The sequence below is a fragment of the Bradyrhizobium sp. USDA 3650 genome (genome assembly GCF_054057395.1).
The window spans coordinates 3941805-3968121 of record NZ_JBSRZG010000001.1; the positions used below are offsets into that span (position 1 = coordinate 3941805).

Consider the following 26317-nt stretch of genomic DNA (forward strand, 5'->3'; position numbering starts at 1 on the left):
GTCCTTCAAGCAAATAGCCTCGCTTGGGCAGCGTCTTGATGATCTCTTGGGCGGCGACGGCCGATCGCGAGGCGAATGTCGCTGATGCAGCGGGTCAGCGACTCCTCGCTGACCGTGACGTTCGGCCAGATGGCCGCGATCAATTCTTCCTTGGTAACCGTCCGTCCGGCGCGCTCGGCGAGATAGCGCAGCACTTCAAAGCTCTTGGGCCGCAGACCGCTCCTCATCGAGCAAGTTGAAGCCCGATCTGTCCGTTTCCACCAACCGTTCCCCGCGCAGAGCTTGAAGGGTACGGTTCGTATGGACCACTGAAAGTCCCAAACAATCGCCAAGGTCAATTTGAGTGATGGGCAAGCTAAACTCTCCCCCCCCCCGAGTGCGCCCGATTGCTTGAAGCCGCTCGTGCACTTCCATCAACAGGTGAGCCATTCGCTGCAGCGCGGGCCGCCGCCCGACATTCACGATCCATTCGCGGAAGATAGAACCATCGATCAGCGTCTCTCGCCACAAGGCAGCGGCCAGGTGCGGGTGTCGTGCCGTCACTTCCGTCAGCTCGGGTTTGCGAAATGAACCCCAGCGTGCAAGGCGAAAGGCTGACCAGATCGTGGTCCATGATCCCGAGGTGAAGGCTTCGAAGGTCAGGTATGTCACCGGGAATATGCAAGGACAGGACTTGTCGCTCTCCGTCGGCGGTGGTTTTCGAGCGGAAGGCAAACCCCTCAACGATCAAGCAGCACTCGCCCGGACGAACGCCATCCGCGACAATAATTTCACGGGCGCCGAGATGCCGCTCACGAATGCGCAGGCCCTGAATGGCGCGGATGTCCTCGCCATCCAGATGGTTCGACACAGCGAGTTTGGTAATGAGCGCTGACGCAAGATTTGCCGGCATCGGATCACCCTCGTGCGACCTGAATGACGACACGCCACTCCCGGCCTGATAGGCGGGAGCCCGCTTGAACTCTCAGCGCCGGCGCCCAACGGTATCTGCCGGCGATAGAAACTAACTTAGCCGGAAAGAAACAGGTCCTGTGCGCCTCAGACGGTACTTTTGGCCAGTTTAGCGCCAGCGCATTGATCCAAGTTAAGAAAGCGCCGCAACAACTGCGTGAACGACCATGGATCCGCAGCGCTAAGTCGGATGCCGGATCCTGCTTCATTCGCGTTCGGCAGCCCAGGTCTCGACCTCTTCCGACACCGTCGGGCACGGGGATCGCCTTCGGGTGGATGGCGCTCAGGCGCCTGGGCTCATGCGGTCTTTGCGCCGGGCCAAGGGATAACCTGACCTGCACACACAGCCGATCGCGACCGCTTTCCTTGGCCGCATAGAGCGCCCGGTCTGCTGTCGCGACAAGGGCATCTTCGGTCATACCTTGGATGGGGTGTTGGTGGTGCCTCCGAGGCTGACCGTGACGAGCTTGGAAGGAAGATTTAGAGCGTGCAGCATGCTGAGTTCGCGCAACGCCTTCCGAACTCGCTCACTCACCTCGCCGCATCCCTCCGCGCCGGTGTTGGGCAGCAAAAGCGCGAACTCCTCGCCGCCGTACCGAGCTGCCAACACAATCCCAGCGAAAGCAGACATCAGGGCGGCTGAGGCGCTCTTTGGCAACGGAGCAATAGGGAGGGTGACGTATCAGCTTCCACAGGTCAGTTCGTACGCCGGACGCGGAGCTTCCGAAAATGCCCATCAGTGCCGTTGTCGACATAGAGCCCAACGCTGCCGTGCGCGTCCGGTCCGTGCTTCAGATCGTTGACGATCAAAGCTGGTTGCGAAGCATCGCCCACAAACAGCCTTGCGGTGTTATCTTTTACCTCGATGCGCACCGGCGTCCATTCGCCCGGACTCAAGTCGACGTAGGACTCGTATTGGCCCGGCGCCTCGCGGCGGAGGCGAGCAAAGTCGTAACCTGGATAGGCGAAGTACTGCGTTGAGTGATTGCGCCGAACTTGGTCCTCCGCACGGCCGTTGGTCGGGCGCACGTAAATGCCCTCGGTGGCAAAGGACCCATCACTTGTCTGAACCCGAAACACCACCCCGACGAATCCGCGCGCTCCTGGAGGCGCGTCAGGAAGCGGGCTACCGGCAAGTTCGATCTCGATGGTGCCGTTATGAAAGTCAAAGCTGGGCACGAAAGCAAAGGTGTCTATGTCCGGAGCAGCGCCCGAGACAAGGCGGCGAACCTCGAGCGCCGGACTGCCCCGGTAATCGACCGCCTTCACCAAGACGTTTCGTGCCGCAACCTGTGCCGCGTCATCGAGGGGGAGAAAGAACTCGGGCCCTCCTAAAGAAGACGCGTCAATCGCGGTTAATGCGGCCGCAGTGCAAGCAATGACACTCACAATAGTCATTCTGGCAAACATAGTTGTCCCTCGACATTTTGGACGATTACGTCCGTAAGACACCTAAAGAGTTTTGCGTTCGGCCCCACTCAATTGTGTGGCAGCCAACAAGCCGCGCCAGGGACGCACCCAGATCCGTGATCGCCGGTGCGTCCCAGTGCGCTCATGCTGAGCTTACGCGACAGGACGGGGCCAACCAGTCAAAGGTCCGTTAGAGTTACAGGGCCCCTGTTGGTCTGCTTAGCTATGCTGCTATGCTGCAATATCCGTTAGAGGAGAAGCCGCTGATGATGAACCGCAACTTCGTCGCCGCGCTGGTCACGTTTGGCCTGGCCTTGCCCGCTGTCACCCGAGCGGAGGACGCGCCGGTCGAGGAGCAGATCGTCAACCAGATGAACAAGGTATTCGGCGTCCACGCTGGATTCCGTGCCAATCACGCCAAGGGGGTCGTGGCCGAGGGGAAGTTTAAGGCATCTCCGGAAGCTGCCGGCTTGAGCAAGGCCGTGCATTTCGGCGGCACCGACATCCCGGTGACGGTGCGGTTCTCGGACTCCACGGGAGTACCAAATCTGCCCGACGGATCGGATGACGCCAATCCGCATGGCATCTCGGTGAAATTTCACCTGCCCGACGGCAGCGACACGGACATCGTGATCAATTCGCTCAAATTCTTCCCCGTCGCTACCAGCGAGGAATTTCGCGACCTGCTCGTCGCAATCGCGCAGAGCCCACCGGACGCGGCCAAGCCGACGAAATTTGAGCAGTTCGTGGCAAGCCACCCCACTGTCCCAGCTGCCTTCGCCACGGTCGCCACGCCGAACAGCTTTGCTAACGAGGCCTACTTCGGCATCAATGCGTTTGTGTTAGTCAACAAAGGTGGTCAGCGACAGGCCGTCCGCTACCAGATGATTCCCGAGAAGCTCGTGCACCTGGACAAGGCGGAGGCTGCGAAGATGACGCCGGACTTCCTGATGGAGGAGCTGCCCTCACGATTGAAGCAGGGGCCGGTGACCTTCCGGTTCAAGGCGCAACTCGCTGCCGAGGGCGACTCCACCAAGGACCCATCGAAGCCTTGGCCTGATGATCGCAAGCTGGTCGATCTTGGCGTGCTGACGATCGACAAAGCCGTGGCGAACAGTGAGGAGGCGCAAAAGAAGCTCCTGTTCCTGCCGGGCCAACTCACCGACGGGATCGAGCAGTCCGACGATCCGATGGTCGATGTCCGCAACGGCGCCTACGCGATCTCGTTCTCGCGGCGCAATCCTTGACGGTCGGTTAGTCAGCAGTTCATCTCGGAATGCTAAGTGGTTGGCCGCGACCTACTCGGAATTTCCGCCGACGCTGACCAGCAGGGCGGCGGCCGAACTAGCGTGGTCTCCAGGGCGGTACCGACTGTGTTCCGCTCGCCGATCGGATCTATTGGAACGACCGGAGCAGAGGTCTGTTAGTGGCCGATGTTCGTACACGGGATCGAGATTGCGGCAGGCGTCGTCCTCGTCGTCTTCGCGCTTCGAGACGTATTCGATACTGTGGTGGTGCCGGGAGAGAGCCGCGGTGCACTACGCGTGGCGCGACGACTCCTCGCAGTCGCGCTTCCGGTTTGGAAGTGGGCTCGACGTGGCAAGAGCGGGGTCTCGACCAGCTTCGCTCCGGCGATCCTCATGGGCTCCTTCCTTATCTGGATGGTCCTTCTGTGGCTGGGCTTCGGCCTGATCGCACATGCGTTGGGGGACTGGTTTTCTCCACCAGCCGATTTCCAGGAGGCACTTTTCATCGTCGGAAGCGCGCTGTGCACCGTGGGACTGAGCGGCATCGAGGCCCATGGCCCGGCACGCTGGGCGCTCATCCTGGCCGGCCTTTCGGGCCTCTCGGTCCTGACAATGGCTGTTACTTACCTCCTTCAGGTACAAGAGGGTATTTCCCGCCGCGATGCCGGAATTCTCAAACTTACGACGGCTGCAGGTCAGCCACCCTCGGCTCTCGGATTGCTGGAGCGTTACGCCGACCTCGAGTCTCCGGAGGAAATCAGGCGCGTGCTTTACAAAGGACGGGACTGGTGCGCCACCGTCCTGCAGAGCCATGCTTCCCATCCATCCCTGATCTACTTTCGATCGGTTGGCGTCGGCTCGGCTTGGCCTGCAACGCTCGGGGCCATGCTGGACCTCGCACTGATGTTCGAACTGCTGATCGAGGACCGCGGGAGCCGAGCGCTGGCGATCCTGCTCCGAAGCGAAGGATTGCGCCTCATCGACGACCTGAATGGACTGATCGGCCTCAAGCCACAATCCGACGACACCAGTGCTGCGGAAGTGCCGCGGGTGTGCGCCCGCTTGACGGCGGCTGGCTACAAGGTGCGTTCGTCGGTAGACGCAGCGGAGTTCGCGGACAAGCGGCGAAAGCACGCTGGCAGAGTGCGTGCCGCTGCTGAGCATCTCGGCACTATGGAGGCACCCCTGATCCCTTGACCGTTGACGACGGGATCGGTCCGTGCGGTTCAGTCGGGCGGGCATTCAGGGCAGGAATCGCCGATCGAATCCAGCATTCCGCGCAGCTCGGCGACAGCCTGATCCGGAGACAAGCCGTCCGGCGGCTCCTGCCTCGCGATGTCCAACGCGCGCTCGCGCGCGTGAAGGTCGGCCCGGTCCTTTGCCCAGCCGTGCTCCTCGCATTCGTGGATGGCGCCCGCCTCCTGCCGAAGGCTGAGCGCCCATCCGCGCAGCATTCTGATCGCCGGCCGTCTTTCCTTCGTCATCAGCATCGAGCTTGCTCCTAACGGGACGAATCCATTCGCCTGTCTTCTCGTTCCGGGCGGTTAGCACGCAGCAGGGATTCGCAATCGGCAGGGCTGAGGTTTGTCCCCGTATTCCGCGGCGCTGTGCACAACGCCACCTTCCGGTGCCGGCATGAGGTGCGCCGCAGTGCCGCCGGCAGGCTGCTCGGCATTGCTATCCCGACCGTGAAAGGTGTAATTGCACTCGCAGGTACCTCCGACGTGGCAGGAGGGTGCATAGGTAACTGGCTCGTTGTTCCCAAAGGGACAAGCTTGGCGAGGCGATCCCGGGCGGCCCGTGCTGCGCAGTACGTTCGAATGTCGAGGGAGCTCCAGCGCTACTCGATCGCGAACCAGATCGCTGCCATCGCCGCCTATGCCGAGACGAAACGCGCTCACGATTGCGCGCACCTATCGCGACGAGGGCCGGAGCGGACTCCGGATCAAGGGGCGTCCTGGTCTCATCGAGTTGATCGAAGATGTTCAGTCGGGTCGAGCCGATTTCGACCACATCCTCGCTTACGACGTCGGTCGCTGGGGCCGGTTCCAAGATGTCGACGAGAGTGCCTACTACGAATTCCTGTGCAAGCGGAGTGGCGTCCAGGTCGAATACTGCGCGGAGATATTCAAGAACGACGGCACCTTTGTTTCCGGGATCGCGAAAAGCCTGAAGCGCGGCATGGCCGCCGAGTAGAGCCGGGAGCTCTCCGTCAAGGTGCACGCCGGACACTGCCGGGTCGCGAGCCTTGGATACCGCGTTGGCGCTCCCGTTGGCTACGGCCTCCGACGCTTGATGGTCGACGAAAGCGAGCATCCGAAGGCCCTTCTCGCAAGGGACAATTCAAGGCTCTGCAATCGGATCGCGTTCGCCTGCAGCACGGGTCGGCCGAAGAGGCCGCCGTGATCCGGGACATCTTCGACCAGTTCGTCAACTGCAGGAAGTCCTACAGCGACATCAGTCGCCAACTGAACGAGGCGGGCATCGCCAATCACAACGGTCGGCCCTGGACCGACGGCATGATACCCACCATTCTCGGGAACGAGAACTACATCGGTAAGACCGTCTACAATCGCACCTCAAGACGCTTGGGGCAGAAGCTGGTCAAGAATCCGGATAACGCTTGGGTCCGGGGCGCTGCGGCGATCGAGCCTATCGTGGACTAAGGCATCTTCGCTCGCGCCCAGAAGCTGCTGGCCGAGCGCCGCGTGGAGATTCCGGAAGAAGAGATGCTGTTGCGCCTTCGTCTCACGCTCCGCCGGCGCGGTAAACTCAACTCGCACATCATCAATACGACGCTGGGTCTCAATCACGTCTCCTCGTACGTGAAGCACTTCGGTTCGCTGCGGAAGGCCTATGCGCTGATCGGATACGTGTCGCCGCGCGACTGCGACTGGATCGATATGCAGGATTTTTGGGCCGCCGAACAATCGAGGCATGCCACCGAACTCGCGGAGGCGCTGCGAACCGGCCTTGGCCTTCAGGCTGATCTTGTTCCGAACGGCATAGGGCTTGACTGTCGGAGGCGCGCGCATGATTTCGTTTCTCGTCGCGCGACGACTGGCGCATCGTGGAAAGGACCACGCTGCGCAATGGAAAGCCTACCGTAGGCAGATCTCATCGGGCCTGCTTGCCGTGATGCGGTTGGATGCGGCGAATCGGGAGATCGAGGACTACGTGCTGTTACCTGCCCCGCTGAGTTCGGGACGCTACGTCTGGCTCTCATCTGATTCCCTTCGTCGGCGTCGGGGCGCGCTTTACAAGGAAAAGGGGGCATTGTTCGGTGCCATCAAGGCAAGGCTGGCAAATACCAACCGTGCCGCCCCAACCAGCTCAGCACGGTCGAAAGAGCGATCGAAATCAGGCCGGCCCAAAGCCAAGGGCTTCGGCGGGCGGCGCTCACGGTCCGGAGATACAAAATCGCTCCGATGAGCGTGCCGTAGTTCCTTCGGAAGTCGCCGTTCAGTTTCGCAATCTTGGACAATTCCGAAGATGTATCGACGTCATTTGCCATCGGGCTGGCTCCTTCGTCTTGCTAGGACCAGCGCCTTATGAACCACTGTTTTGCCCGACGGCGCAAGTGATATTTCGTGTTATCAGAAATTACCTTATCGCTGGAACTTGGCCTGACGCTCCCTGCATTGCACGGTGAAGGCGGCCTTCCATCCTGGGCAGCGCCAAACGATTTCGGTGGTTCTTTGGATCACTAGCTGCGCGATGTTTATTCGCCGGCTGATGCCGGATGTGGAGGAACCGGTGCAATCTTGGCAGGTTTGAGTGCGATGACAAAGCTCGGCATAGGCTCTCCGCATTCTTCCCTGACGCGCCGTGGTGCGCTCGGACTTTCGGCAGCGACGCTACTGGCTGCAAACGCATCGCGTGCCGGATTGGCTCAAGCCGCACCTGTAGACACCGGGATGACGCAAGGAGACAAGTTAACCTTCCCGTCCATCGTAAGATCAAGTGAAGCGGGCGAAGAGAATGCGGACGGCCCCCTCCCGTCGAGTGAACGCGTCGGCTTCGCCGTCGTCGCTTTGGGTCGTCTCTCTGTCGAGCAAATACTGCCTGCCTTCGGGCAAGCGAAGAAAAGCCGCGTGGCCGCGCTGGTTTCGGGATCGCCGGACAAGCTGACCGTGCTTGGCCGCCAGTATGGCGTCCAACGGGAAGCTCTGCTCGGTTATGAGGAACTCGAGCGGCTCCGCGAGATGGAAGACGTCAAGGTCGTCTACGTCGTTCTGCCGAACTCGATGCACAAGGAGTACGTTCTCCGATCGGCGGCCATCGGCAAGCATGTGCTGTGCGAGAAGCCGATGGCCACGAGTTCGGAGGATGCTCGGTCGATGGTCGAAGCGTGCTCATCGGCGCGCGTCAAGCTGATGATCGCCTATCGGTGTCGCTACCAGCCTCATCACTTGGAGGTCATTCGTCGTGCGCAAAGCGGAGACCTCGGGCCGATCAAGCTGATCGAATCGATCAACGGTCAGAATCAAGGAGATCCGGAGCAATGGCGGCTCCGCAAGGCATTGGCCGGCGGCGGATCCCTGCCAGACGTCGGCATCTATTGTCTCAACGCCGCGCGGGCGGTTACCGGCGAGGAGCCCGTCGATATCGAGGCTCGCATCCACTCGGCCGACGGCGATCCGCGTTTTCGCGAAGTGGAAGAGAGCGTCGCCTGGATCATGCGTTTCCCTTCCGGCGCTATGGCCAACCTTTCCACCAGCTACGGCATCCATAGGGCATCGCGCCTGGCGGTCCATTCGGACGGCGGCAATCTCCTGTTGGACAATGCCTATCCCTACAAAGGGCAGCGGTTGACAGTGCGTCGCGCAATAGATAGCCGCGAGACCGAGGCGTTGATCGAGATCCCCGCAAAAGACCAGTTCGCCCTGGAATTGGATCACATGGCGGAATGCGTTCTCACCGACACTCTGCCAAGAACGCCGGGCGAGGAAGGATTGCGCGACATGAAGCTCATGGAAGCGATCTACAAGTCAGCGGATCAACGAACCCTTGTCAGGATCGACTGAATTCTCAGATGCGGCCGCATAGCTTGGTCCTTCCAGGCACCTGCTGGATTATGATTGGCTACGCTGCTTCGCGGCACCCCTCTTCGTCCCGCTTCTTGTTGATGAGGTTCAACAACTGCGCCGTTGCCCGCGCGTCGCATAAGGCTCGATGATGATTGTGGAGCGAGATGCCATATATCTCGCAAAGTTTCCCAAGTCCGTAGGACTTGTGTCCCGGATAGCGCCGTCGCATTCCCGCGCACGTGCAGAGCTTCGGGAATCTGAAGCGCCGCGCGAGCCTTTCGAATTCGTAAGCCATGAAACCGTAGTCGAAGCTGACATTATGGGCCACGAAAATGCCGTCCCCCATGAAGTCCATGAACCGGTCCGCTACCTCCGCGAACACAGGTGCGTCCCGAACCATTTCGTTGGTGATGCCAGTCAGCTGAACGATCTTTGCGGGAATGGACCGCTGAGGATTGATGAGAGAATGCCACTCGTCGACGACACAGTGATTGCGAACCTTCACCGCGCCGATCTCGGTGATGCGATCGCCGTTCGACCAGGAGCCGGTCGTCTCGATGTCGACCACTACGTAATCCTGCTCGGGGTCGAAACGATAATCCACCCGACCGATCTCGGCGTTGATGCCGGCGGCGCCGAGCTGGCGGAGGCGGGTCAGCTGGTTGCGGCGGATCACGTCCCCCTCGGCCTTGACCTCCATGAAGGACGCTTTGCCGTCCTGTACCAGCATCAGATCGGGGAAACCGTCCCGCATGCCGCGGAAGTCGTCGCACATGCTGCGGATGATGCTGGCTATGGAGCTCGGATCGCATCCTTCGAGCAGCGCGCGGAGCGCCTCCACTTGCACGAGATCCCAGCTGAAGATCCCATTCGGGCGGCCCCATTTTGCTGCGACGGTGCGGAGGATCAACGGAAGAGAAGCTCCGGAGGCGATGGCGGCCAGCTTCTCGTCGATCGGCCCGGCGAAGAGCCGACGGAAGCTGCGGTCCTTCAGGCAATGCGGTAGCCAGTCGAACCCGCTGGGCATACGGGCGCTCTCGAAGAGCTCGTCCCAGAAGAGAAGGCCGAACAGGGTACGCCACAGCACATTCTCAGTGAAGAAAACCTTGGTGCCCTCGCGCCGCAGAACGCCGGCGACGCCTGCTTCTGGATTGCCCCGATGGGTATCGTCGACGGTGATCGTTCGCCCGGACCGCAGCAGTTCGGTGTAGACGCCTGTGCGCCTCCCTCCGAACTTGCGAGCGTAGAAGTCGGTTGCGAAAATGTGCTCCCCGTCGCTGGCGGGATCATCGATCATCCGCTGCAGCAGGTCTTCGGCTCCGGTGCGATCCCCGGTATTGCAAAGCAGGCGGACCAGGCGCTCGTTGCACTCCGGCGAGCATCCCGCGCGGTAGAGCTGACGGGCAAGATCGCTCTCGCCCGCTTTCTCGAAGAAAAGTCCGGTCTGATGAGCCGCTCGGCTGCGGAGGTCCTTGGCGTACTGTGTCTCGCAGGCAGGCCCGGACAGAACGTCGATGGCGGCCCGCCTGTGGACAGGTTCTGATCCGTGCTCAAGGCGGTCGAGAATTTGGCTGTAGTGGAAAGAGGCAAGCGCCTCCTCGGCATCGGTGAAGCGTGCGCTGAACGCGGTCTCGCGGTTGGTGCGGAGGATGCCCAAGTCCCGCAGCGCGAAGTTCTTGAGGTTCACCTCGGTCTTGCCGAAGTAGAGATAGAGCAGGAATTCGATTGGCCGCGTGCCGTCGAGAGCGATGAATTTCCGGGCGCCGCAGCGCTGCGCGGCCGTCGAGAACGGGATCTGTTCGAGATAGTAGTCGATGAACTTGGCTTTGGCCCAAGACTTGCGGACGTCTTTGCACCCAGCCGCCTGTGCACCGGTGAAGAGGACATCTTTGGGAAGACACGCGACAAACCCTGCGTAGTCGATTTCACCGAGCACCCGGGCATGACCGACCATCATCAGATCCGACGTCGCCTGCTCGATATCGTCGATCTCGGTGTAGTCGAAAAGGGACCGATTGAATATCGCACCACGCCGGTTGATCATGCGGATCAACAGGCATCGGGCATCTCTCGAAAGGCCCTCGAAGCGCGCTATGAACGCGTGATGATCCGGGCCAAGAACGGGTTCGTACGTTCGCTGCACGAACCCGAGCATTTCGGCGAAATGGTCGAGATAATAGTAGACGGGCAGTTGCGGCAGTTTAGTCACGCGGACCTTCGCGGCAGGAATCGTTTGTTCTATTTTTGTTCGAATGGCGAGCGTGAAGTCAAGCGCCTCAATGGGCTCCAGCTCCCTAGTCGCCGACCGGTGGGTGTTCCCGGAGTTACGAAGGCGAAGCCGGGGTATCTTCCTTGACGCCCCGGGCGACGATCCGGAGCGCTCCATCCGGAAGCGGCCACTGCAGCTTCAGGGCTTCCCTCCACAGGCGCCGTCATCCAGGTCTCGACTTCGTCCGGCGTCGTCAGGATCACGGGCATCGCCTTCGGGTGGATGGCACCGACCTCGGCGTTCGGCTCCGTCGTGAGGAATGCGTAGAGGTCGTTGGTGGTCTCGCCTTCCTTGACTTTCCTTACCGACGTCCAGTTGGCCCAGATGCCGGCGAAGCAGGCGAGCGGGCGGGACTCGTCGAGTGCGAACCAGATGTCGCCGCCCTCGGCCGTGTTGAATTCGCTGAAACTGTTGAGCGGCACGACGCAGCGGTGCTCCGGACCCAACCATCTCGTCCAGTGCTTGCTCTTCACGTTGCGGATGTTGGTGGTTCCAGAATCCGGCTCCATCCGGAGCAATTCCTTGAAGTGGACGGGCTTGCCCTTTGCCTCCAGCTTGGCCGCGCGCTTCTTGGTCGCCTCCATGAGCGCGTGCGCAGACGAAGGCATACCCCATCGGGCCGTGACGAGCTCGCGACCCTCGGCGCCGGTCCGGACGATCGGCGCCTTGTAGTCCGGAAAGACGCCGGCCAGCGGCGCCAGGTTGCCGACGTACCGGTTGACGACACGGAACAGCGAGCTGATGGCGGCTTGGTTGGTGGTGATCGAGTACAGATTGCAGATGTGGACGGCCCCCCACTTGTCAGGATTGTAGCAGACTTTTGGCCAGATCGCTTGCTATCAGATGTCCGGCCTGTTTGCGCGGACAAAGCCCGCTGGCCGAGATGGTGTTCGCTACGCACGCTCCAAGCACATGGGCGACACTCTTAGTGCCAGTGTAATCTTCGGGGGCTCGCGCGTATCGACCGATCGGTCCTTCCATCTACTGCGTCCTGCAAGTTCGTGGGCAATCCGCCGAGCAACCTCGCTCGCAGGACGCCCAGGGCGGCGGACGGATCACGAACAAAGGGCTACCTCCGTGTTGCATCCGCGTTGCACGGAGCTGACGGCACTGGGCGTAACCCATTGTAATCCATGGTACTGGGCGTAATGGACGGTAATGACGTTTTAGCACCCATCCTCATGGAGAACGGACAGCGCACGGTTCAAAAAGCCTACGTTTTAAGGGGTTTACCGCGGTAGGAAGCTGGCGATCCCGGGAAGACTCGAACTTCCGACCTACGGTTTAGGAAACCGTCGCTCTATCCGGCTGAGCTACGGGACCGCGGAACCCGCAGAACGGGTTACCGGGGCTTCATATCAAAGCGGAGGGGAGATCGGAAGCCCTCCGCGTTGCTCAATGCGGCGGGCTGCCGGTCATCTCACGCCCTGATATTGTTGTCCTTCACCACCTTGCCCCAAATGGCGACCTGCTTGTCGAAGAAGGTCTTGAAAGCGGGACCGTCCTCGAGCAGCAGCGTCATCTGCTGCGTCTCCTTGAGCTGGGCGGCGGTGGCGGGCTCGCTCAGGATCTCCTTGGACGCCGTTGCGAGGCTGGCGACGATGTCCGGCGGCGTCCCCGTCGGCGCGAAGATGCCCCACCAGGCCAGCGTCTCGAAATCCGGGAAGCCCGCCTCGATCGCGGTCGGCGTATCCGGCAGGCCGGGCAGCCGCTCGCGGCCGAGCTGCAGGATCGGACGCAGCATGTTGGTGCCGAGCTGGGCTGCGACCAGCGCCGCCGATCCGGCGATCAAATCGACATGGCCGCCGAGCACGTCGTTCATGGCGGGGCCACCGCCGCGATAGGGCACGTGCATGATCTCGACGCCGGCCTTGTTGCCGAGCACGGTCATGGCGAGATGGCCAAGCGTGCCGATGCCGACGGAGGCATATTTCACCGCGCCGGGCGTCGCCTTGCAGGCCGCCACCACGTCGGCAAAGCTTTTGTAGGGACGGCCCGCACCGGCGGCGATCACGTAAGGCGCGGTGCCGACCAGCAACACCGGCATCAGCTCGCGCTCGACATCGACGGGCGGCTTGTCGAGGATGGAGGGGATCACCGCGTGGGAATCGAAGGTGACCAGGAACGTCGAGCCATCAGGCGGGCTCTTGGCGACCTGCGCCGCACCGAGCGCGCCGGCGGCGCCCGACTTGTTCTCGACGATGACGATGCGGTTGAGCTTGGTTTGCAGATGGCTCTGGAGCAGCCGCGCCATCGCGTCGGTCGATCCGCCCGGCGGAAACGGCACCACCAGCGTGATTTTTGAAGCCTGCGCCAACGCCGGCGTCATCGCGAGAATAGCCGGCGCTGCGAGCAGCGTCCGTCGTGTGATCGTCATGGTCCCCTCCCTCTTGTGTCTCGCGCCCGGCTTTTGCTCTTGGCGCTTTAAGTGGTCCCGAAACCGGATCCCGCTTTTCTGTATTCTGGCCGCGGCGGACTGAAAATGTCCAGCACGCGGGCGCCGTCGGGGCCGGCGCGCATGGTGTGCGGCACGTTGCCCGGCGTGCGCCAGAAGTCGCCTTTCTTCACGGCAATCTCCTCGTCGCCCTGGACACGGATGGCGGAGCCGTCGAGCAGCACGCCCCATTGCTCCTCGGGATGATGGTGCAGCGTGCCTTGCGCATGCGGCGCCAGGGTCACCACCGACAGCATCGCCTGCTCGCCGGAGAAGATGCGCGTGGTCACGCCTGCCGCGAGCTCGCGAAACAATCCGTCGGCTGTGTCGTCGAGATTGTGGAATTCGTCCTTCTGGCTCACGCCATCCTCCCTTTTACGTTTTATTTTGCAGCAGACTGGCTCACGGCGGCCAGAAGGCGGTCCTTGAACTCACCCTTCACGGTAACATACACGCTCGACCAATGCCGGCTCTTGAACTCGCAGCTGCCTCGTGGGCAATATTCTTTGTCGTGATAGTCTCCATTAAGGACGCCGAACAGAGTCATTCGACCGTCCAACAGACGAAACAAAGCGCTACCTGATGCCCCTACTGTGAACTCGCAGCTCGTTTCGAATATCGACCAGTCCCTTACGTCACGTATCTGGCACTCCTGAATCGTCTTGTTGAAGGGGCCGTACCTGTCCCTCTTTCCCGTGGCTTCGATGTCGTAACCGACAACCGCCAGGACACGCTCCAACTCGACCACACTTTCAGTCCGTTCATTGATCTCGTAAGGCGTCACTTCCGCGGCCGACTCGAGCTTTGCGACTGCCCAATCGCTGACAATCGCCTTGGGCGCACTCTCAACGCATGTGCCCATCCATAGGGTCGCTGACAGAGGAATGGTACGCCTCTCGGCTCCGAGATAGTACTCGAAGATACATTTGTCAGGTGACGTATGCGGTTTGCAAAGGTCCCGAAACGCGTGAGCCGCCGTGGTAATCACGTCGCGCGCACCAGTCACTTGAGCGCTGCTATCTCCACCAGGACATCGCAGGACTCCACTTGCCGCAAAGCGCTTTTCCACCTCACCTGGGGGGAGACCGTTGGCTTTTGCGTAAACCCCTTCAGTCAGTCGTCGCTCTGCCTCGGTCGAAGCGGCCTCGACTGCCAGATGACTATCAGTGACGCGATCGCGATTGAAAATGGGCGCTGCCCCGCGGCCGGAGCCAAAAGGCGGCATCTTCCACGAACCAACCTCGTTGCTTCCAGAGACCAACAGAACGAAGAAGCTAGGCAGGACGATCGCGTAATTCCTCGTCACGTGAAGTATCCCCAGCAGCAAAAAGCATGAAGCAAGTCTGACCGAAACAAAGTCGTGAAATCACTTTCGAAAGAGGCAATGGCCAACGTCGACGTGCGATCGAGCCGACCATTGCTTTGACTTAAGCCTCGCGTTGATCAGGATTTGCCATACGAGCCTTGATAACGGCCCTCGCGGATCGCCTTCAGCGTCTCCTCCTCGCGCGCGACCTGGGCGCGCACGGCGTCCAGCAGCGCGGCGGCACCGGCGGCGGCAAACGACACCACGCCGTCCTCGTCGCCGACCACGATGTCGCCGGGCGAGATCACGCTGCCGCCGATCGTGACAGGCACGTTGATCTCGCCGGGGCCGTTCTTGTAGGGCCCACGGTGGATCACCGCGCGGGCGTAGCAGGGAAAGTCATCGGCCGCGAACGCCGCGACGTCGCGGATCGCGCCGTCGATGACATAGCCTTCGGCTTTGCGCCATTGCGCGATGTTCTTCATGATCTCGCCGACCAGCGCGCGGGTCTCATCGCCGCCGCCATCGACCACGATGACGTCGCCGGGGCCCACCAGCTCGAGCGCGCGGTGGATGGCGAGATTGTCGCCGGGACGGGTGCGGACCGTGAAGGCCGTGCCCACCAGCTTGGCGCCGCGGTGATAGGGCTTGAGCCCCACCGCGCCCGGCAGCCGGGCGAGATTGTCCGAAATGACCGAGGTCGGCGCACCGCGAAAACCTTCGATGATCTCGGCCGGCGGCTTCGGCACAGCGTTCGCAGCGATGGTGATGGTCATATCCCAAAATCCTTCCGTAATTGTCTTGCTTGGCGTGCGCCCTTACTCTGCGTCCGCCCGCGCCTTCGCCGGCCAAATCCGGAAGGCGCGCCCCTCCTTCATCCACGCCGCGCGCTCGTCGCGCAACAGCGTGCGGCGAACTTTTCCGGAATCGTCGCGCGGCGGGGCGGTGACGATCTCGAAGCTCTCGGGGTGCTTGTAGCGACTGAGCCGGTCCCTCAAAAAATCCGCCATGCCGTCGGCGATGGCCTGACCGTCCGCATCGCCCTCCGGCTCGATGATGGCGTGTACGCGCTGGCCCAATTCCGGATCAGGCAATCCCACCACCACGCAGGAGCGCACGCCCGGGCTCTCGGAGACGGCAGCTTCGATCTCGGCGGGATAGATGTTGGCGCCGCCGCGCAGCACCATGTCGGCGAGGCGGTCACCGAGATACAGATAGCCTTCCGCGTCCAGCCTGCCGATGTCGCCGAGCGATTCCCAGCCGTCCGCGCGGCGCTTCGGCTCGGCACCGAGATAGTGATAGGTGGCATCCTTGCCGTCATTGTTGAGGAAATAGATCTCGCCGCTCTCACCAGGCGCGACGTCGTTGCCGTCTTCGCCGATGATGCGCAAGCGCGCCATCTCGCTGATCTTGCCGACGGAGCCCTTATGCGTCAGCCATTCCGTGCCGGAGATGATGCAGGAGCCTTGTCGCTCGGTGCCGCCATAGAGCTCCCAGATTCGCTCGGGCCCGAGCCAGGCGATCCAGTTCTCCTTCAGCCAGGGTGGCATCGGAGCGGCCATGTGGAAGACGGTCTGCAGGCTCGACACATCGTAGGCGTTGCGCACGTGCTCCGGCAGCGCCCAGATCCGGTGCATCATGGTCGGAACGAAATTGACCCATTGCACGCGCTCGCGCGCAATTTGCCGCAGCGCCTCCTCGGCATCGAATTTGACGAGGCCAGTGAGCTGACCGCCGGTGAACAGCGCATAGTGCGACACGATGAACGGCGCGTTGTGATAGAGCGGACCGGGATTGAGCAGCGAGACCCCGAAGGGGATGTTGAGCGGCGGCGTGGCGACGGTGTCGATCACTGCCGGCTGGTGATCGAGGATCACCTTCGGGCGGCCGGTCGAACCGCCGCTGGTCATCGCCTTCCAATAGCGCGCCACCGGTGCGGCGAGCGGCTCGTCCGAAAAGCCATCCGGCACGAAATCCGCGGGCAGACGGTTGGGCGCGTTCCAGTCGGTTTCGCCGCCGACCACCAGCGCCGGCTTCAGGATATCGAGCACCGCGGCGGCTTCGCCGCGCGGCAGCCGCCATGACAGCGAGGTCGGGGTCGCTCCGCATTTCCACACCGCAAAGGAAGTCTCGAAGAACGCATTGCCGTTGGGCAAACCGATCGCGACGAAGTCGCCGGGCTTGACGCCCTTCGCCATGAACGCCCGCGCGCGCCGATTGGCGCCGCGTTCGAGCGCGTCCCATGTCAGCGTATCCTGCCCGTGACGGACGGCGATCGTGCCTTGCGGTTTGCGCTCGGCGTACCAGCGCGGTACGTCGGACAGGGGCAGCAGCATCAGGCGTTTCCACTTCGTTTTCTTGGCGTCGCCAATGAGGCGACCGCAGGACGAAGTGACGCTGTGACTCCTGCGCCACGTCAAGCAAAAAATGTCAGCATCGCAGCCATGAAATTCCCCGGTTCCATGGGTGACAAGCCGGCCATAAAGGGGCAAAAATCAGTCCGACTCAGTTCGGGTTGAGTTTTGCAAGGAATGCTCTCGTAGAATGTCGGACGTAGTTGCATCGCGTCGTGCGGCGCTTGTGGTTGCCGCAGCAGGATTTTTCCTGCTGGCGCCGTCGCATGCCCAGGCACAATGGTGGAAGCGCGCGCCTGTCGACTTCGAGGCCTGCGCCGACGCCGCCGAGAAAGCCACGACCAAATCCGAGAAGACGGCTGCGCTTGCCGACTGCAACGCCAAATTCGCCGGCCGGCGCAAGGCAGGTGGCGGCTATTCCTATTACGACTTCCTCCAGGACCGCACCTTCGACATCGCCGGCCCCAATCCGACGCCGGAGGAGCAGAAGAAGATCGACGAATCCTACACCGCCTATCTCGCCAATCAGCGCCGCAGCAATGAAGCCGCGCAGGCCACCGCGCGCCAGCAGCGCGAGCAGCAGGAACAACAGCTGCAGCAGCTCCAGCGGGTCGCGTTGCGAACCGAGGTCGAGCGCGTGCCGGTGCCGGTCGAGCGGCCGAAAGTCCAGCAGGCCGCCATCGGCGACGCACGGCCGCGGCCGAAGGGCGCCCCCTGCACCAAGGGCTCGTTCTCCTGCGAATGGCCGCGGCTGTCGGATGGATTGAACGACATCAAGAAGCTGTTCAGCCCGACGCCGAGCAAGCCCGCGAAGAAGGGCTGAGCTGCGCCCACAAGCCCCGCCGTCGTCCTGGCGAAAGCCAGGACCCATTACCCCAGGAAGCAGTTGGGCGGCAGACTTGTAGTTCGGTACTCCGACCGTTCACTATCGATAGATTCCGCGGTATGGGTCCTGGCTTTCGCCAGGACGACGGCTAAGGATGCGGCCTCAGTTCGGAGGCTTCTTCTTGCTGCGCTTGGGAGCTGCAACCGGCGCATTCGCAGGCGCCGTTGTCGTCGGAGAACTCCCCAACTGCGACCTGCTCTCCTGCAATCGCCTGTCATAGCCGGGAGAGTTCATGACCGTCGGCGGCCGGGCCTCCGCGACCGAGGACGCGGCGCAGAGCACGGCCAACGCGAATCCGATCATCAGACGACGCTTCATCGTTGCTCCTCCCGTCGCGCAGCCTGCACTCACGCGTTACCCGCGAACCTGCTGCGGCGTCAGCCGCGGTGGACCTTTGCCCGCGGCCTCAGCCTCTTTGATCAGCGCAATAATGCGGCGCGACAGCGGCACGTCGACATTGTTCTGCTCGGCGAGGGCGATGATCGCGCCCTGGAGATAGTCGATCTCGGTCTTGCGGCCCTGCTTCAAATCCTGCCACATCGAGGAACGCGCCTCGGGATCGATCTTCATGGTCCGTCCCAGGATCAGCTTGAAAATCGGATCAGGCAGCCTCAACAAGCTGGGCGTCCAGGACGACGGGATCGGCGTCGCCGAGACCGGTGTGATGCCGGCGGCCCTCATCGCAGCCAGCCCCTCCGTCATCTGGTCGGCGAAAAGCCTTCGCCAGTCGCGGTTCGCCAATTGCACGGCGAGCGGCATATCGGACAAGGCGCTGAGCGCGTTGTTCAAATTGATGATCAGCTTGCCCCATTGCACGCCGGTGATGTCGCGGCTCGCGCGCATGGCGAGCCCCGGCACCGACAGCGCTGCGGCCGTGTTCGTATCATCCTCGCCGACATGAATGTCGCCGGAGGTCGAGCGGTGGAAGCGGCCCTCGCCCATCCCGACCACGTTGAAAGGCACCATGCCGGCGAGCACACGGCGGTCGCCGAGGCGCTCGCGCAGTACCGCGACATTGCCGACGCCGTTCTGCAGCGAGACGATGACGGCGTCCTGCGGCGCATGCTGCGCGATCTGGTCGGCGACACCTGCCGTGTCGGCGCTCTTCACCGTGACCAGCACGATGCCGGCGCTGTGGAAGATCGCGGGATCTTCCGACAGCGCGAGGCGACCCGGGTCGAGCTTCGTCTCGGAGCCGTCGAAATCGGTCAGAAGCAGGCCGAACCGCTCGATCTCGGTCTTCACCCGCGGCCGCACCAGGAACGCGACGCGGCGGCCGGCAGCCGCCAGGGTGCCGCCGACGAAACATCCGATGGCGCCTGCGCCGGCCACCACGATCGGTCGATCCGTCATCACCTCGGCTTGCCCCCTTTAACGATCTGCCCTCGATAGCAGAGGCTGTGCCTGCTGCCCATTCCCGCAGTTGCGGCGCAATCGCCTTGTAACCGTCATGACAGGCTCATATGTTTTCGATCGGGGCTTGTTACCGCAAGAAAGCGCCAAAGGAGAACGCCATGGGTTTGCTCGACGTCCTCAACGGCATGCAGAACGGCCCGCGCGGGCCAAGCACGCCGAGTTCACAATCCTCTTCCAGCGGCGGCATGTCGCCCATGACCATGGCGCTGCTTGGCCTGCTCGCCTGGAAGGCCTTCAAACATTTGAGCGGCAACCAGAGCGGCAGCGCGCCGCAGCCGTCCCCGGCGCCGACGCCGACGCATCTCCCCCCGTCGGTGAATGCAGGCGCTGGCGGCGGCCTCGGCGACCTGTTGAAGGGCGGCCTGGGCGGCCTGCTTGCGGGCGGCGCGGCCGGCAGCGTGCTCAGCGGCGGGCTCGGCGATCTCCTCAACCAGCTCCAGCAGAGCGGACATGGCGACGCTGCCAATACCTGGGTCGGCAAGGGCGAGAACAAGGCGATCGCACCAGGCGATCTCGCCAATGCGCTCGGCGCCGACCAGATCGAGAGCCTGTCCGCCCAGAGCGGCCTGTCGCGTGACGATCTGCTCTCCGGCCTCAGCCAATATCTGCCGCAGGTGGTCGATCATCTGACGCCAGACGGACGGCTGCCGACCGAGCAAGAAATCGCGGGCAGAGTCTGATTTGGTTTAGTCAAACGAGGGGAGCACGGACATGAGCATGGGTGGCTTGTTGTGGATCATCGTCGTCGGCTTCGTCGCCGGCCTCATCGCGCGTTGGCTGGCGCCGGGACCGAACAATCCGAGCGGCTTCATCCTCACCACCATCCTTGGCATCGCCGGCGCGTTTCTCGCGACCTTCATCGGCCAGGCCATCGGGCATTACAGTCCCGACCAGGGCGCGGGATTCATCATGGCCACCATCGGCGCCGTGGTGGTGCTGTTCATCTGGCACCGGCTGGTGGCGAGCGGTGTGATCAAGGGGTGACGAGCTAAGGCGTCTGGGGAAAGGCACACGGCCCCCACATCGTCATTGCGAGGAGCTCTTGCGACGAAGCAATCCAGAGTGTTGCCTTGGAGGCAGTCTGGATTGCTTCGCTTCGCTCGCAATGACGACTTCACGTCACCAAATGCATCCCCGCATCCATGCGCACGACCTCGCCGGTCATGTTGCTGGAGGCCGGCATCGCCAGGAAGCAGACGAGCTGCGCGATGTCTTCCGCCGATGATGCGACCTTCAGCGGCACCTTGGCCACGACGCTGTCGCGCACCTGCTTGGCGCCAGCCTCGCCGCGGCCCTTGGTGAACCAGGGCGTGTCGATATAGCCCGGGCATACCGTGTTGACACGGATCAGCGGCGCCAACGCGCGCGACAGCGACAGCGTCATGGTGTTGAGCGCGCCCTTGCTCGCGGCATAGGCAATCGACGATCCGACGCCGCTGATGCCGGCGACCGAGGAGATGTTGACCACGGCGGACGGCCGCCCCGAGGCCTTGGCGCCGGCCTCCAGCAGGCTGCGCGCCGCGCGCACCATCTGGAACGGGCCGATGGTGTTGACACCGTACAGACGCTGGAAATCTTCTGCCGACAACCCGTCGAGATCGGCATGAGCGACATGCTTGGTGGTGCCGGCATTGTTGACGAGCACGTCGAGCCGGCCCCAGCCGCTGGCTGCCGCAACAATCTTGCGGCAATCGTCATCCTTCGAGACGTCGCCCTGCGCGACCAGAACTTCCGGTGAGCCCGCTTTGCGGCACAGCTCAGCGGTCGCCTCCGCTTCCCTCTCGCTCGAGGAATAGTTGATGAGTAGCCGCGTCCCGCTCCGTGCGAGAATTTCCGCGGTCGCAGCACCCAGGCCGGAGGCGGACCCCGTCACGATTGCGCACAAACTGTCCTTTGCCATCCGGATTTCCTTCCCCTTGATTGAACATCGGCGTTCTGTTTAGCGAGTTTGCGGCGCCCTGCAAATCGAGCAAACTCCGCTAAGCGGAATTAGCCTTCTTGCGCCCATGCCCGCGCCGCAGGTTGACCTGCGATCAGCGCTTGTCAGGGCCATGGCTTTTTTGGATCATCGGGCGCAAGAAGAACCTGCGCGTCCGCCCACGGGGCCGGAAGCGCCAATGGCAAAACACGGGGAACGCTGTGGCGGAGAGTGACAATATCGTCGTCGAGACTGCGGAGAAAATCTTCGCCGATCTCGCCGATCCGCAGACCGTCAACAACGACAAGAAGGATTCGTGGCAAGCGCCGCTGTGGCAGGCGCTGAGCGAGGCCGGCTTGCCGTTGTCCTGGGTGCCGGATGATCTCGGCGGCTCCGGCGCGAGCCTTGCCGACGGCTTTGCGCTGCTAAACGCCGCCGGCCGTTTCGCCGTCGCGGTTCCCCTGGCCGAAACCATGCTGGCGGGCTGGCTGCTGGCGCAGGCGAAGATCGCATCCCCCGAAGGGGAGATGACGGTGCTGCCGGCGTCGCCTAAGGATCGCATCACCCGCGACGCCGACGGCGCGCTCTCCGGCCGCGCCCGCGGCGTGCCCTTCGCAAAGGCGGCAAAGCACTTCGCGGTGTTGGCACACGGCAAGGACGGTGCCTCGATCGCTCTGGTCGACGCGAGCAAGGGTCGGATCGAGACCGGGCTCAATGTCGGCTACGACCACAGCGACACCGTCACGCTCGACAAGGCGCAGCCCATTACCGTTAAGCCCGCCCCGAGCGGTTTCGACCAGACCACAATGATGCTGATGGGCGGCGTCGCGCGCAGCCTTCAGATCGCGGGCGCGCTGGAATCGATGCTCGACATCTCGGTGCGCTATTCCAACGAGCGCGTCGCCTTCGAGAAGAAGATCTCCAAATTCCAGGCGGTGCAGCACAACCTCGCCCGCCTCGCCGGCGAGTCGGCTGCTGCCCTTGCCGCGGCGACCTCCGCGGCCGACGCCATCGCCAACGCAAGATCGTTCGATGACGCGGTCTACCTCGAAGCCGCCTCGGCAAAGATCCGATGCGCGGAAGCCGCGGAAAAGGGCGGCGCCATCGCGCATCAGGTCCATGGCGCGATCGGCTTCACCCTGGAGCACATTCTGCACCGCTACTCGCTGCGGGCATTGGCCTGGCGCGACGATTTCGGTTCGGAAAGCCACTGGGCCGTCGAGCTCGGCAAGCTCATCGCCGTCAGCGGCGCCGACGAATTGTGGCCGCTCGTGGCTTCGCGCTGATCAGGGACGAGACAATAATGACCGCTGCCCTTCGTTTCGATCCGATCCGCCTGCCCGAGAAATGCGAGCAATTGCGCAAGGAAGTGCGCGCCTTCCTCGCGGAGGAAATCGCCGCCGGCACCTTCGATCCGCACAAACCCAATCGCGAAGACACCGACGCGCCGGAATTTTCCCGCCGGGTCGGCGCCAAGGGTTGGCTCGGCATGACATGGCCGAAAAAATATGGCGGCCAGGAGCGCTCGTTCCTCGAACGTTACGTGGTGACGGAGGAGATGCGCGTCGCCAACGCGCCGACGCGACGGTTCTTCGTCGCCGACCGCCAGAGCGGGCCGGTTCTGATCAAATACGCGCCTGAGCATATCAAGATGGACATCCTGCCGCGCATTTGCCGCGGCGAGATCTGCTTCGCGATCGGCATGAGCGAGCCGAACTCCGGCTCGGACCTGTTCGCCGCGAAGACCCGCGCGACCAAGACCGACGGCGGCTATCTCATCAACGGCACCAAGATCTGGACCTCGTCGGCGCATATCGCCGACTACATGATCGCGATCTTCCGGACGTCGCAGCCGACCGAGGAAAACCGGCGTCACGGCCTGACCCAGTTCCTGGTCAAGATGAAGCAGCCCGGCATCAAGGTGAACCCGATCGGCCAGATCACCGGCCAGTACGAGTTCAACGAGGTCGTGTTCACCGATTTCTTCGTGCCTGACGATCACGTGCTCGGCGAAGTCGACGGCGCCTGGAAGCAGGCGACGAGCGAGCTCGCTTATGAGCGTTCGGGCCCCGAGCGCTTCCTGGAGACCTATTACGTGCTGACCGAGCTGGTTCGCGCGGTTGGTCCCAATCCTGATACCCGCAGTGCCGAAGGCATCGGCCGGCTGGTGGCGCAGCTCCACACCATGCGGCGCATGTCGGTCTCGGTCGCGGGCATGCTGCAAGCCGGCAAGGAGCCGGTCGTCGAAGCCTCCATCGTCAAGGACATCGGCACGGTGTGGGAACAGCAGCTGCCGCACCGCGTGCGCGATCTCGCCGCCTTCGTCGAGGAGACCGCGACCAACCGCGAGACGCTGGAGCGGCAGCTCGACTTCGCCATCAAGACCGCGCCGAAACTCACCATCCAGGGCGGCACCACCGAGGTGCTGCGCGGCATCATCGCCCGCGGGCTTGGTTTGCGCTAATCATTCGAGGACATCATGAGCACTTACAAAGATATCGGCGTCGAGAAAGTTGGTCACGTCGGCACCATCGAGATCCGCCGCCCGCCGCTCAACTTCTTCGACATTTCGCTGATCAACCAGATCGCGGACGCGCTCGACGCGTTCGATCGCGACATCGAGATTCGCGCCTCGGTACTGTCGGCGCAGGGCAAGGCGTTTTGCGCCGGCGCGAATTTCCAGGACCCGGCACGGCAGGCTCAGGAGGCGCGCGAAGCCGACAAGACGGCCAAGGGCGATCCGGCCGACAGCCTCGGGGCGATCAACCATCTCTACATCCAGGCCGTGCGCATCTTCCGCGCCAAGAAGCCGATCGTCGCGGCCGTGCAGGGCGCCGCCATCGGTGGCGGATTGGGCCTCGCGGTCTCGGCGGACTTCCGGGTCACCTGCCCCGAAGCGCGCTTCTCCGCGAACTTTACCAAGCTCGGCTTCCATCCCGGCTTCGGCCTGACCGTGACGCTGCCCGAGCTGATCGGCAAGAACAACGCCGAGCTGATGTTCTACACCAGTCGCCGCGTCACCGGCGAAGAGGCCTTCAAATGGGGCCTCGCCAACGAACTGGTGCCGCAGGACCAGGTCAAGGCGGCCGCACTGAAGCTCGCCGGCGAAATCGCCGAATGCTCCCCGCTCGGCCTCGTCTCCACCCGCGCCACGATGCGCGCGGGGCTGGCCGATCGCGTGATGGCCGCGACCAATCACGAACTCGAGGAGCAGACCCGGCTGCGCGCGACGGAGGATTTCAAGGAAGGCGTGAAAGCCACGGAAGAACGGCGGACGGCGAATTTCAGGGGGCGGTGATTGCGGCAGGGTCGCGCCGCACGCCCTCTCTCGATCCGTCATCCTGAGGTGCGAGTAGCGCGATGCCGAGCATCGCGCTGAGAGCCTCGAAGGATGAGCGGCCCCGCCGGTGGCCGTCGCACTTCGAGGCTCGCCGAAGGGGCGAGCACCTCAGGGTGACGGATCACGACCAAGCACTCAACTGACGCGGAACGTCACCCCACCGAGCAAAAACTCGTTGCCTGCCACGGCATGTCCCTTCGCCCTGGCAGCATGCAGCACGCCGGCCACATCGGCGACCCGAAACTCCAGCGCGCTCATGATTTCGCTGGCGCCTTTGACGAAGCGAAAGCTCGCATTGGGCAGCTTCAGCTCGGCCCCACCGTCGGCACCGCCACTCGGCGCAACACCAATGATCTTGCCCCAATGCTCGGCCAGCCCTTGCGGATCCGGGCTCTGCATTTCCACGCTCGTCAACGCCTGCGTCACGTCCTTGCGGATGAATTTTTGCCACTCGGGCCCCGCCGGCGGATAAGGCCCCAAAATGTCGTCGCTGCCTTCGGTGTGGTTGAACTCGATGAAGGCGGCGCGGCAGTCGCGGGGATGGAGCTGCACGCCGTGATAGGGCGCATGGTCGATGACATTGGCGGTGCGCACGCCCATCGCGTTAGCGTTACGACCGCGCTCGTCGGGATCGTTGCAGCAGAAGATCGCCATGTAGCCGCCCCGCCCGCCGCTCTTCTCGATGAAGCGGCCGGCAGTGGTGCCGTCCTTGAACGGCGCGACCACCTCCAGCAGGATCGCGTCGACTGGCAGCAGCGCGTTCTCCAGGCCGTACTTCGCGACGTTGCCGTCGCGATAGCAGACGGCGAGGCCCATGATATCAGCGATATCGGTGATCACAGGCGCGAGCTGCGGCGCGACCAGGCAGATCTGCCGCAACCGCATATAGGCGCCCATCGTCATGCGCCCTTGAAGGCCGGCTTGCGCTTCTCGACGAACGCCTTTGCAGCTTCCTTGTGATCCTCGGTATCGCTGCAGCGGGTGTGGTGGATTGCCTCGCCATCGAAGCAATCCTCCAGCGCCAGATGCTCGGCATTATTGATGTTGCGCTTGATGAAGCCGAGCGCGATCGAGGGCCCTTGCGCCAGCGACAGTGCGAGCTCGTGCGCGGCCGCGTCGATCTCCGCGTCGGGCACGACCTTGGTCACCATCCCGATCGCATGAGCCTCCTTCGCGGTCAGCACCGGCGAGGTCAGATAGAGCTCGCGCGCCCGCGCGCTGCCGAGGAGCTGAGTGAGGAAATAGGTGCCGCCGTAATCGCCGGAGAAGCCGACCTTTGCGAAGGCGGTCGTGATCTTGCAGGATTCGGAGGCGACGCGGAGGTCGCACGACAGCGCCATCGACAGACCCGCGCCGGCCGCAGCACCATCGAGCTGTGCCACCACGGGCTTTGGCATCTGGTGCAGGATGCGCGACACTTCCATGCCGCGGCGCAGGTTCGCCATCTTCACTTCGAACGGCAGCGGCGCACGGCCCTCGGCCATCGACTTGACGTCGCCGCCGACGCAGAAGCTGCCGCCCGCGCCCTTGAACAAGACCGCGCGCACCTCCGGATCATCCGCCGCGCGCCGTGCCGCCACGACCAGCCCGGCGACCATGTCCGGGTTGAGCGCGTTCTTCCGCTCGGGCCGGTTCATGGTGATGGTGAGCAGCCCGCCTTCAAGCTTCTGCAGGACCATGTCGTTCATGGGACGTCTCCCTTGTCGTTGTTTTGCTTAGTCTATCACCACACTCGTCATTGCGAGCGAAGCGAAGC

General features: G+C 63.0%; 31 protein-coding genes, 1 tRNA gene and 1 pseudogene. 13 read left to right on the forward strand and 20 right to left on the reverse strand.

The features are described from left to right. Positions 1-5: 5 nt before the first annotated feature. Genes ACVIN2_RS18285 through ACVIN2_RS18295 form a run of 3 tightly spaced genes read right to left on the reverse strand, consistent with a single transcriptional unit; the run spans position 6 to position 730 of the window. Positions 6-194 carry a winged helix-turn-helix domain-containing protein gene (locus ACVIN2_RS18285; RefSeq protein ID WP_456766607.1) on the reverse strand — a complete coding sequence of 63 codons (189 nt, stop codon included), beginning with the start codon at positions 192-194 and terminating at the stop codon, positions 6-8. Position 195: 1 nt separating this feature from the next. Further along, complete coding sequence (locus ACVIN2_RS18290; RefSeq protein WP_456766608.1) at positions 196-429, reverse strand: helix-turn-helix domain-containing protein; 234 nt, start codon at positions 427-429, stop codon at positions 196-198. Next, positions 356-730 (reverse strand): hypothetical protein, encoded by a 375-nt coding sequence (locus ACVIN2_RS18295; RefSeq protein ID WP_456769755.1) that lies wholly within the window; start codon positions 728-730, stop codon positions 356-358. The genes ACVIN2_RS18290 and ACVIN2_RS18295 overlap by 74 nt, the downstream gene beginning before the upstream one ends. Between ACVIN2_RS18295 and ACVIN2_RS18300 the strand changes: the two genes are divergently transcribed. Further along, the gene (locus ACVIN2_RS18300) at positions 674-874 is read left to right on the forward strand and encodes a hypothetical protein (protein ID WP_456769891.1); all 201 of its coding nucleotides are present in this window, start codon (positions 674-676) and stop codon (positions 872-874) included. The genes ACVIN2_RS18295 and ACVIN2_RS18300 overlap by 57 nt on opposite strands. A gap of 492 nt (positions 875-1366) precedes the next feature. Here the strand turns inward: ACVIN2_RS18300 and ACVIN2_RS18305 are convergent, their stop codons facing one another. Next, positions 1367-1582: a diguanylate cyclase domain-containing protein gene (locus ACVIN2_RS18305; protein WP_456766609.1), complete on the reverse strand. Its 216-nt coding sequence runs from the start codon at positions 1580-1582 to the stop codon at positions 1367-1369. Between the two features lie 65 nt (positions 1583-1647). After that, positions 1648-2223, reverse strand: a complete 576-nt coding sequence (locus ACVIN2_RS18310) for a hypothetical protein (protein ID WP_456766610.1) — start codon at positions 2221-2223, stop codon at positions 1648-1650. Between the two features lie 404 nt (positions 2224-2627). Here ACVIN2_RS18310 and ACVIN2_RS18315 point away from each other — a divergent pair, with 404 nt between their 5' ends. Together ACVIN2_RS18315 and ACVIN2_RS18320 are read left to right on the forward strand one after the other, a co-directional pair. Continuing rightward, a complete protein-coding gene (locus tag ACVIN2_RS18315) occupies positions 2628-3608 on the forward strand; it encodes a catalase family peroxidase (protein ID WP_456766611.1) in 981 nt (326 codons plus the stop codon). A 186-nt stretch (positions 3609-3794) separates the two neighbouring features. Then, positions 3795-4805, forward strand: a complete 1011-nt coding sequence (locus tag ACVIN2_RS18320; RefSeq protein ID WP_456766612.1) for an ion channel — start codon at positions 3795-3797, stop codon at positions 4803-4805. A gap of 29 nt (positions 4806-4834) precedes the next feature. Here the strand turns inward: ACVIN2_RS18320 and ACVIN2_RS18325 are convergent, their stop codons facing one another. Beyond that, complete coding sequence (locus ACVIN2_RS18325) at positions 4835-5098, reverse strand: hypothetical protein (protein ID WP_456766613.1); 264 nt, start codon at positions 5096-5098, stop codon at positions 4835-4837. A 388-nt stretch (positions 5099-5486) separates the two neighbouring features. Between ACVIN2_RS18325 and ACVIN2_RS18330 the strand changes: the two genes are divergently transcribed. From ACVIN2_RS18330 to ACVIN2_RS18340, 3 genes are all read left to right on the forward strand, one after another. Further along, complete coding sequence (locus tag ACVIN2_RS18330; RefSeq protein WP_456766614.1) at positions 5487-5804, forward strand: recombinase family protein; 318 nt, start codon at positions 5487-5489, stop codon at positions 5802-5804. A gap of 206 nt (positions 5805-6010) precedes the next feature. Continuing rightward, positions 6011-6274 carry a recombinase family protein gene (locus ACVIN2_RS18335; RefSeq protein ID WP_456766615.1) on the forward strand — a complete coding sequence of 88 codons (264 nt, stop codon included), beginning with the start codon at positions 6011-6013 and terminating at the stop codon, positions 6272-6274. A 42-nt stretch (positions 6275-6316) separates the two neighbouring features. Beyond that, positions 6317-6718, forward strand: coding sequence for a hypothetical protein (locus ACVIN2_RS18340; protein ID WP_456766616.1), 402 nt, complete (start codon positions 6317-6319; stop codon positions 6716-6718). 179 nt (positions 6719-6897) lie between these two features. On the opposite strand, the gene ACVIN2_RS18345 is transcribed toward ACVIN2_RS18340, so the two are convergent. After that, entirely contained in the window at positions 6898-7122 is a 225-nt protein-coding gene (locus ACVIN2_RS18345; protein ID WP_456766617.1) for a hypothetical protein, read from the reverse strand. Between the two features lie 250 nt (positions 7123-7372). Here ACVIN2_RS18345 and ACVIN2_RS18350 point away from each other — a divergent pair, with 250 nt between their 5' ends. After that, positions 7373-8635 carry a Gfo/Idh/MocA family protein gene (locus tag ACVIN2_RS18350; protein WP_456766618.1) on the forward strand — a complete coding sequence of 421 codons (1263 nt, stop codon included), beginning with the start codon at positions 7373-7375 and terminating at the stop codon, positions 8633-8635. A 58-nt stretch (positions 8636-8693) separates the two neighbouring features. Here ACVIN2_RS18350 and ACVIN2_RS18355 read toward each other — a convergent pair whose 3' ends face one another. From ACVIN2_RS18355 to ACVIN2_RS18390, 8 genes and pseudogenes are all read right to left on the reverse strand, one after another. Beyond that, positions 8694-10847 (reverse strand): exonuclease domain-containing protein, encoded by a 2154-nt coding sequence (locus tag ACVIN2_RS18355; RefSeq protein WP_456766619.1) that lies wholly within the window; start codon positions 10845-10847, stop codon positions 8694-8696. Between the two features lie 115 nt (positions 10848-10962). Next, positions 10963-11689 (reverse strand): annotated as a pseudogene (locus ACVIN2_RS18360) (SOS response-associated peptidase). A 464-nt stretch (positions 11690-12153) separates the two neighbouring features. After that, positions 12154-12230 (reverse strand) — tRNA-Arg (locus ACVIN2_RS18365). A 97-nt stretch (positions 12231-12327) separates the two neighbouring features. After that, complete coding sequence (locus tag ACVIN2_RS18370) at positions 12328-13284, reverse strand: tripartite tricarboxylate transporter substrate-binding protein (protein WP_456766620.1); 957 nt, start codon at positions 13282-13284, stop codon at positions 12328-12330. Between the two features lie 47 nt (positions 13285-13331). After that, positions 13332-13703 (reverse strand): cupin domain-containing protein, encoded by a 372-nt coding sequence (locus ACVIN2_RS18375; protein ID WP_247283068.1) that lies wholly within the window; start codon positions 13701-13703, stop codon positions 13332-13334. A gap of 20 nt (positions 13704-13723) precedes the next feature. Beyond that, positions 13724-14647 (reverse strand): hypothetical protein, encoded by a 924-nt coding sequence (locus ACVIN2_RS18380; protein WP_456766621.1) that lies wholly within the window; start codon positions 14645-14647, stop codon positions 13724-13726. A gap of 137 nt (positions 14648-14784) precedes the next feature. After that, on the reverse strand, positions 14785-15423 hold the full coding sequence (locus tag ACVIN2_RS18385; RefSeq protein ID WP_456766622.1) for an RraA family protein: 639 nt from the start codon (positions 15421-15423) through the stop codon (positions 14785-14787). Between the two features lie 42 nt (positions 15424-15465). Then, positions 15466-16983, reverse strand: a complete 1518-nt coding sequence (locus tag ACVIN2_RS18390; RefSeq protein WP_456766623.1) for an AMP-binding protein — start codon at positions 16981-16983, stop codon at positions 15466-15468. A gap of 208 nt (positions 16984-17191) precedes the next feature. Between ACVIN2_RS18390 and ACVIN2_RS18395 the strand changes: the two genes are divergently transcribed. Beyond that, positions 17192-17824, forward strand: a complete 633-nt coding sequence (locus ACVIN2_RS18395; RefSeq protein WP_456766624.1) for a hypothetical protein — start codon at positions 17192-17194, stop codon at positions 17822-17824. A 165-nt stretch (positions 17825-17989) separates the two neighbouring features. Here ACVIN2_RS18395 and ACVIN2_RS18400 read toward each other — a convergent pair whose 3' ends face one another. Then, entirely contained in the window at positions 17990-18205 is a 216-nt protein-coding gene (locus ACVIN2_RS18400; protein ID WP_456766625.1) for a hypothetical protein, read from the reverse strand. Positions 18206-18241: 36 nt separating this feature from the next. Continuing rightward, a complete protein-coding gene (locus ACVIN2_RS18405; RefSeq protein ID WP_456766626.1) occupies positions 18242-19243 on the reverse strand; it encodes a 2-dehydropantoate 2-reductase in 1002 nt (333 codons plus the stop codon). A gap of 158 nt (positions 19244-19401) precedes the next feature. On the opposite strand from ACVIN2_RS18405, the gene ACVIN2_RS18410 reads away from it, so the two are divergent. Next, on the forward strand, positions 19402-19983 hold the full coding sequence (locus ACVIN2_RS18410; protein ID WP_456766627.1) for a YidB family protein: 582 nt from the start codon (positions 19402-19404) through the stop codon (positions 19981-19983). A 31-nt stretch (positions 19984-20014) separates the two neighbouring features. Then, positions 20015-20287 (forward strand): GlsB/YeaQ/YmgE family stress response membrane protein, encoded by a 273-nt coding sequence (locus ACVIN2_RS18415; RefSeq protein WP_196236584.1) that lies wholly within the window; start codon positions 20015-20017, stop codon positions 20285-20287. Positions 20288-20417: 130 nt separating this feature from the next. Here ACVIN2_RS18415 and ACVIN2_RS18420 read toward each other — a convergent pair whose 3' ends face one another. Then, a complete protein-coding gene (locus ACVIN2_RS18420) occupies positions 20418-21203 on the reverse strand; it encodes an SDR family NAD(P)-dependent oxidoreductase (RefSeq protein ID WP_456766628.1) in 786 nt (261 codons plus the stop codon). 239 nt (positions 21204-21442) lie between these two features. Here ACVIN2_RS18420 and ACVIN2_RS18425 point away from each other — a divergent pair, with 239 nt between their 5' ends. The 3 genes from ACVIN2_RS18425 to ACVIN2_RS18435 are packed head-to-tail and all read left to right on the forward strand — an operon-like array spanning position 21443 to position 24519. Further along, positions 21443-22507, forward strand: coding sequence for an acyl-CoA dehydrogenase family protein (locus ACVIN2_RS18425; RefSeq protein ID WP_456766629.1), 1065 nt, complete (start codon positions 21443-21445; stop codon positions 22505-22507). A gap of 17 nt (positions 22508-22524) precedes the next feature. Next, the gene (locus ACVIN2_RS18430) at positions 22525-23685 is read left to right on the forward strand and encodes an acyl-CoA dehydrogenase family protein (protein WP_456766630.1); all 1161 of its coding nucleotides are present in this window, start codon (positions 22525-22527) and stop codon (positions 23683-23685) included. 15 nt (positions 23686-23700) lie between these two features. Beyond that, positions 23701-24519, forward strand: coding sequence for an enoyl-CoA hydratase/isomerase family protein (locus tag ACVIN2_RS18435; protein WP_456766631.1), 819 nt, complete (start codon positions 23701-23703; stop codon positions 24517-24519). 177 nt (positions 24520-24696) lie between these two features. Here the strand turns inward: ACVIN2_RS18435 and ACVIN2_RS18440 are convergent, their stop codons facing one another. After that, on the reverse strand, positions 24697-25458 hold the full coding sequence (locus ACVIN2_RS18440) for a hypothetical protein (RefSeq protein WP_456766632.1): 762 nt from the start codon (positions 25456-25458) through the stop codon (positions 24697-24699). 2 nt (positions 25459-25460) lie between these two features. After that, on the reverse strand, positions 25461-26249 hold the full coding sequence (locus tag ACVIN2_RS18445) for an enoyl-CoA hydratase (RefSeq protein WP_456766633.1): 789 nt from the start codon (positions 26247-26249) through the stop codon (positions 25461-25463). Positions 26250-26317: the final 68 nt, after the last annotated feature.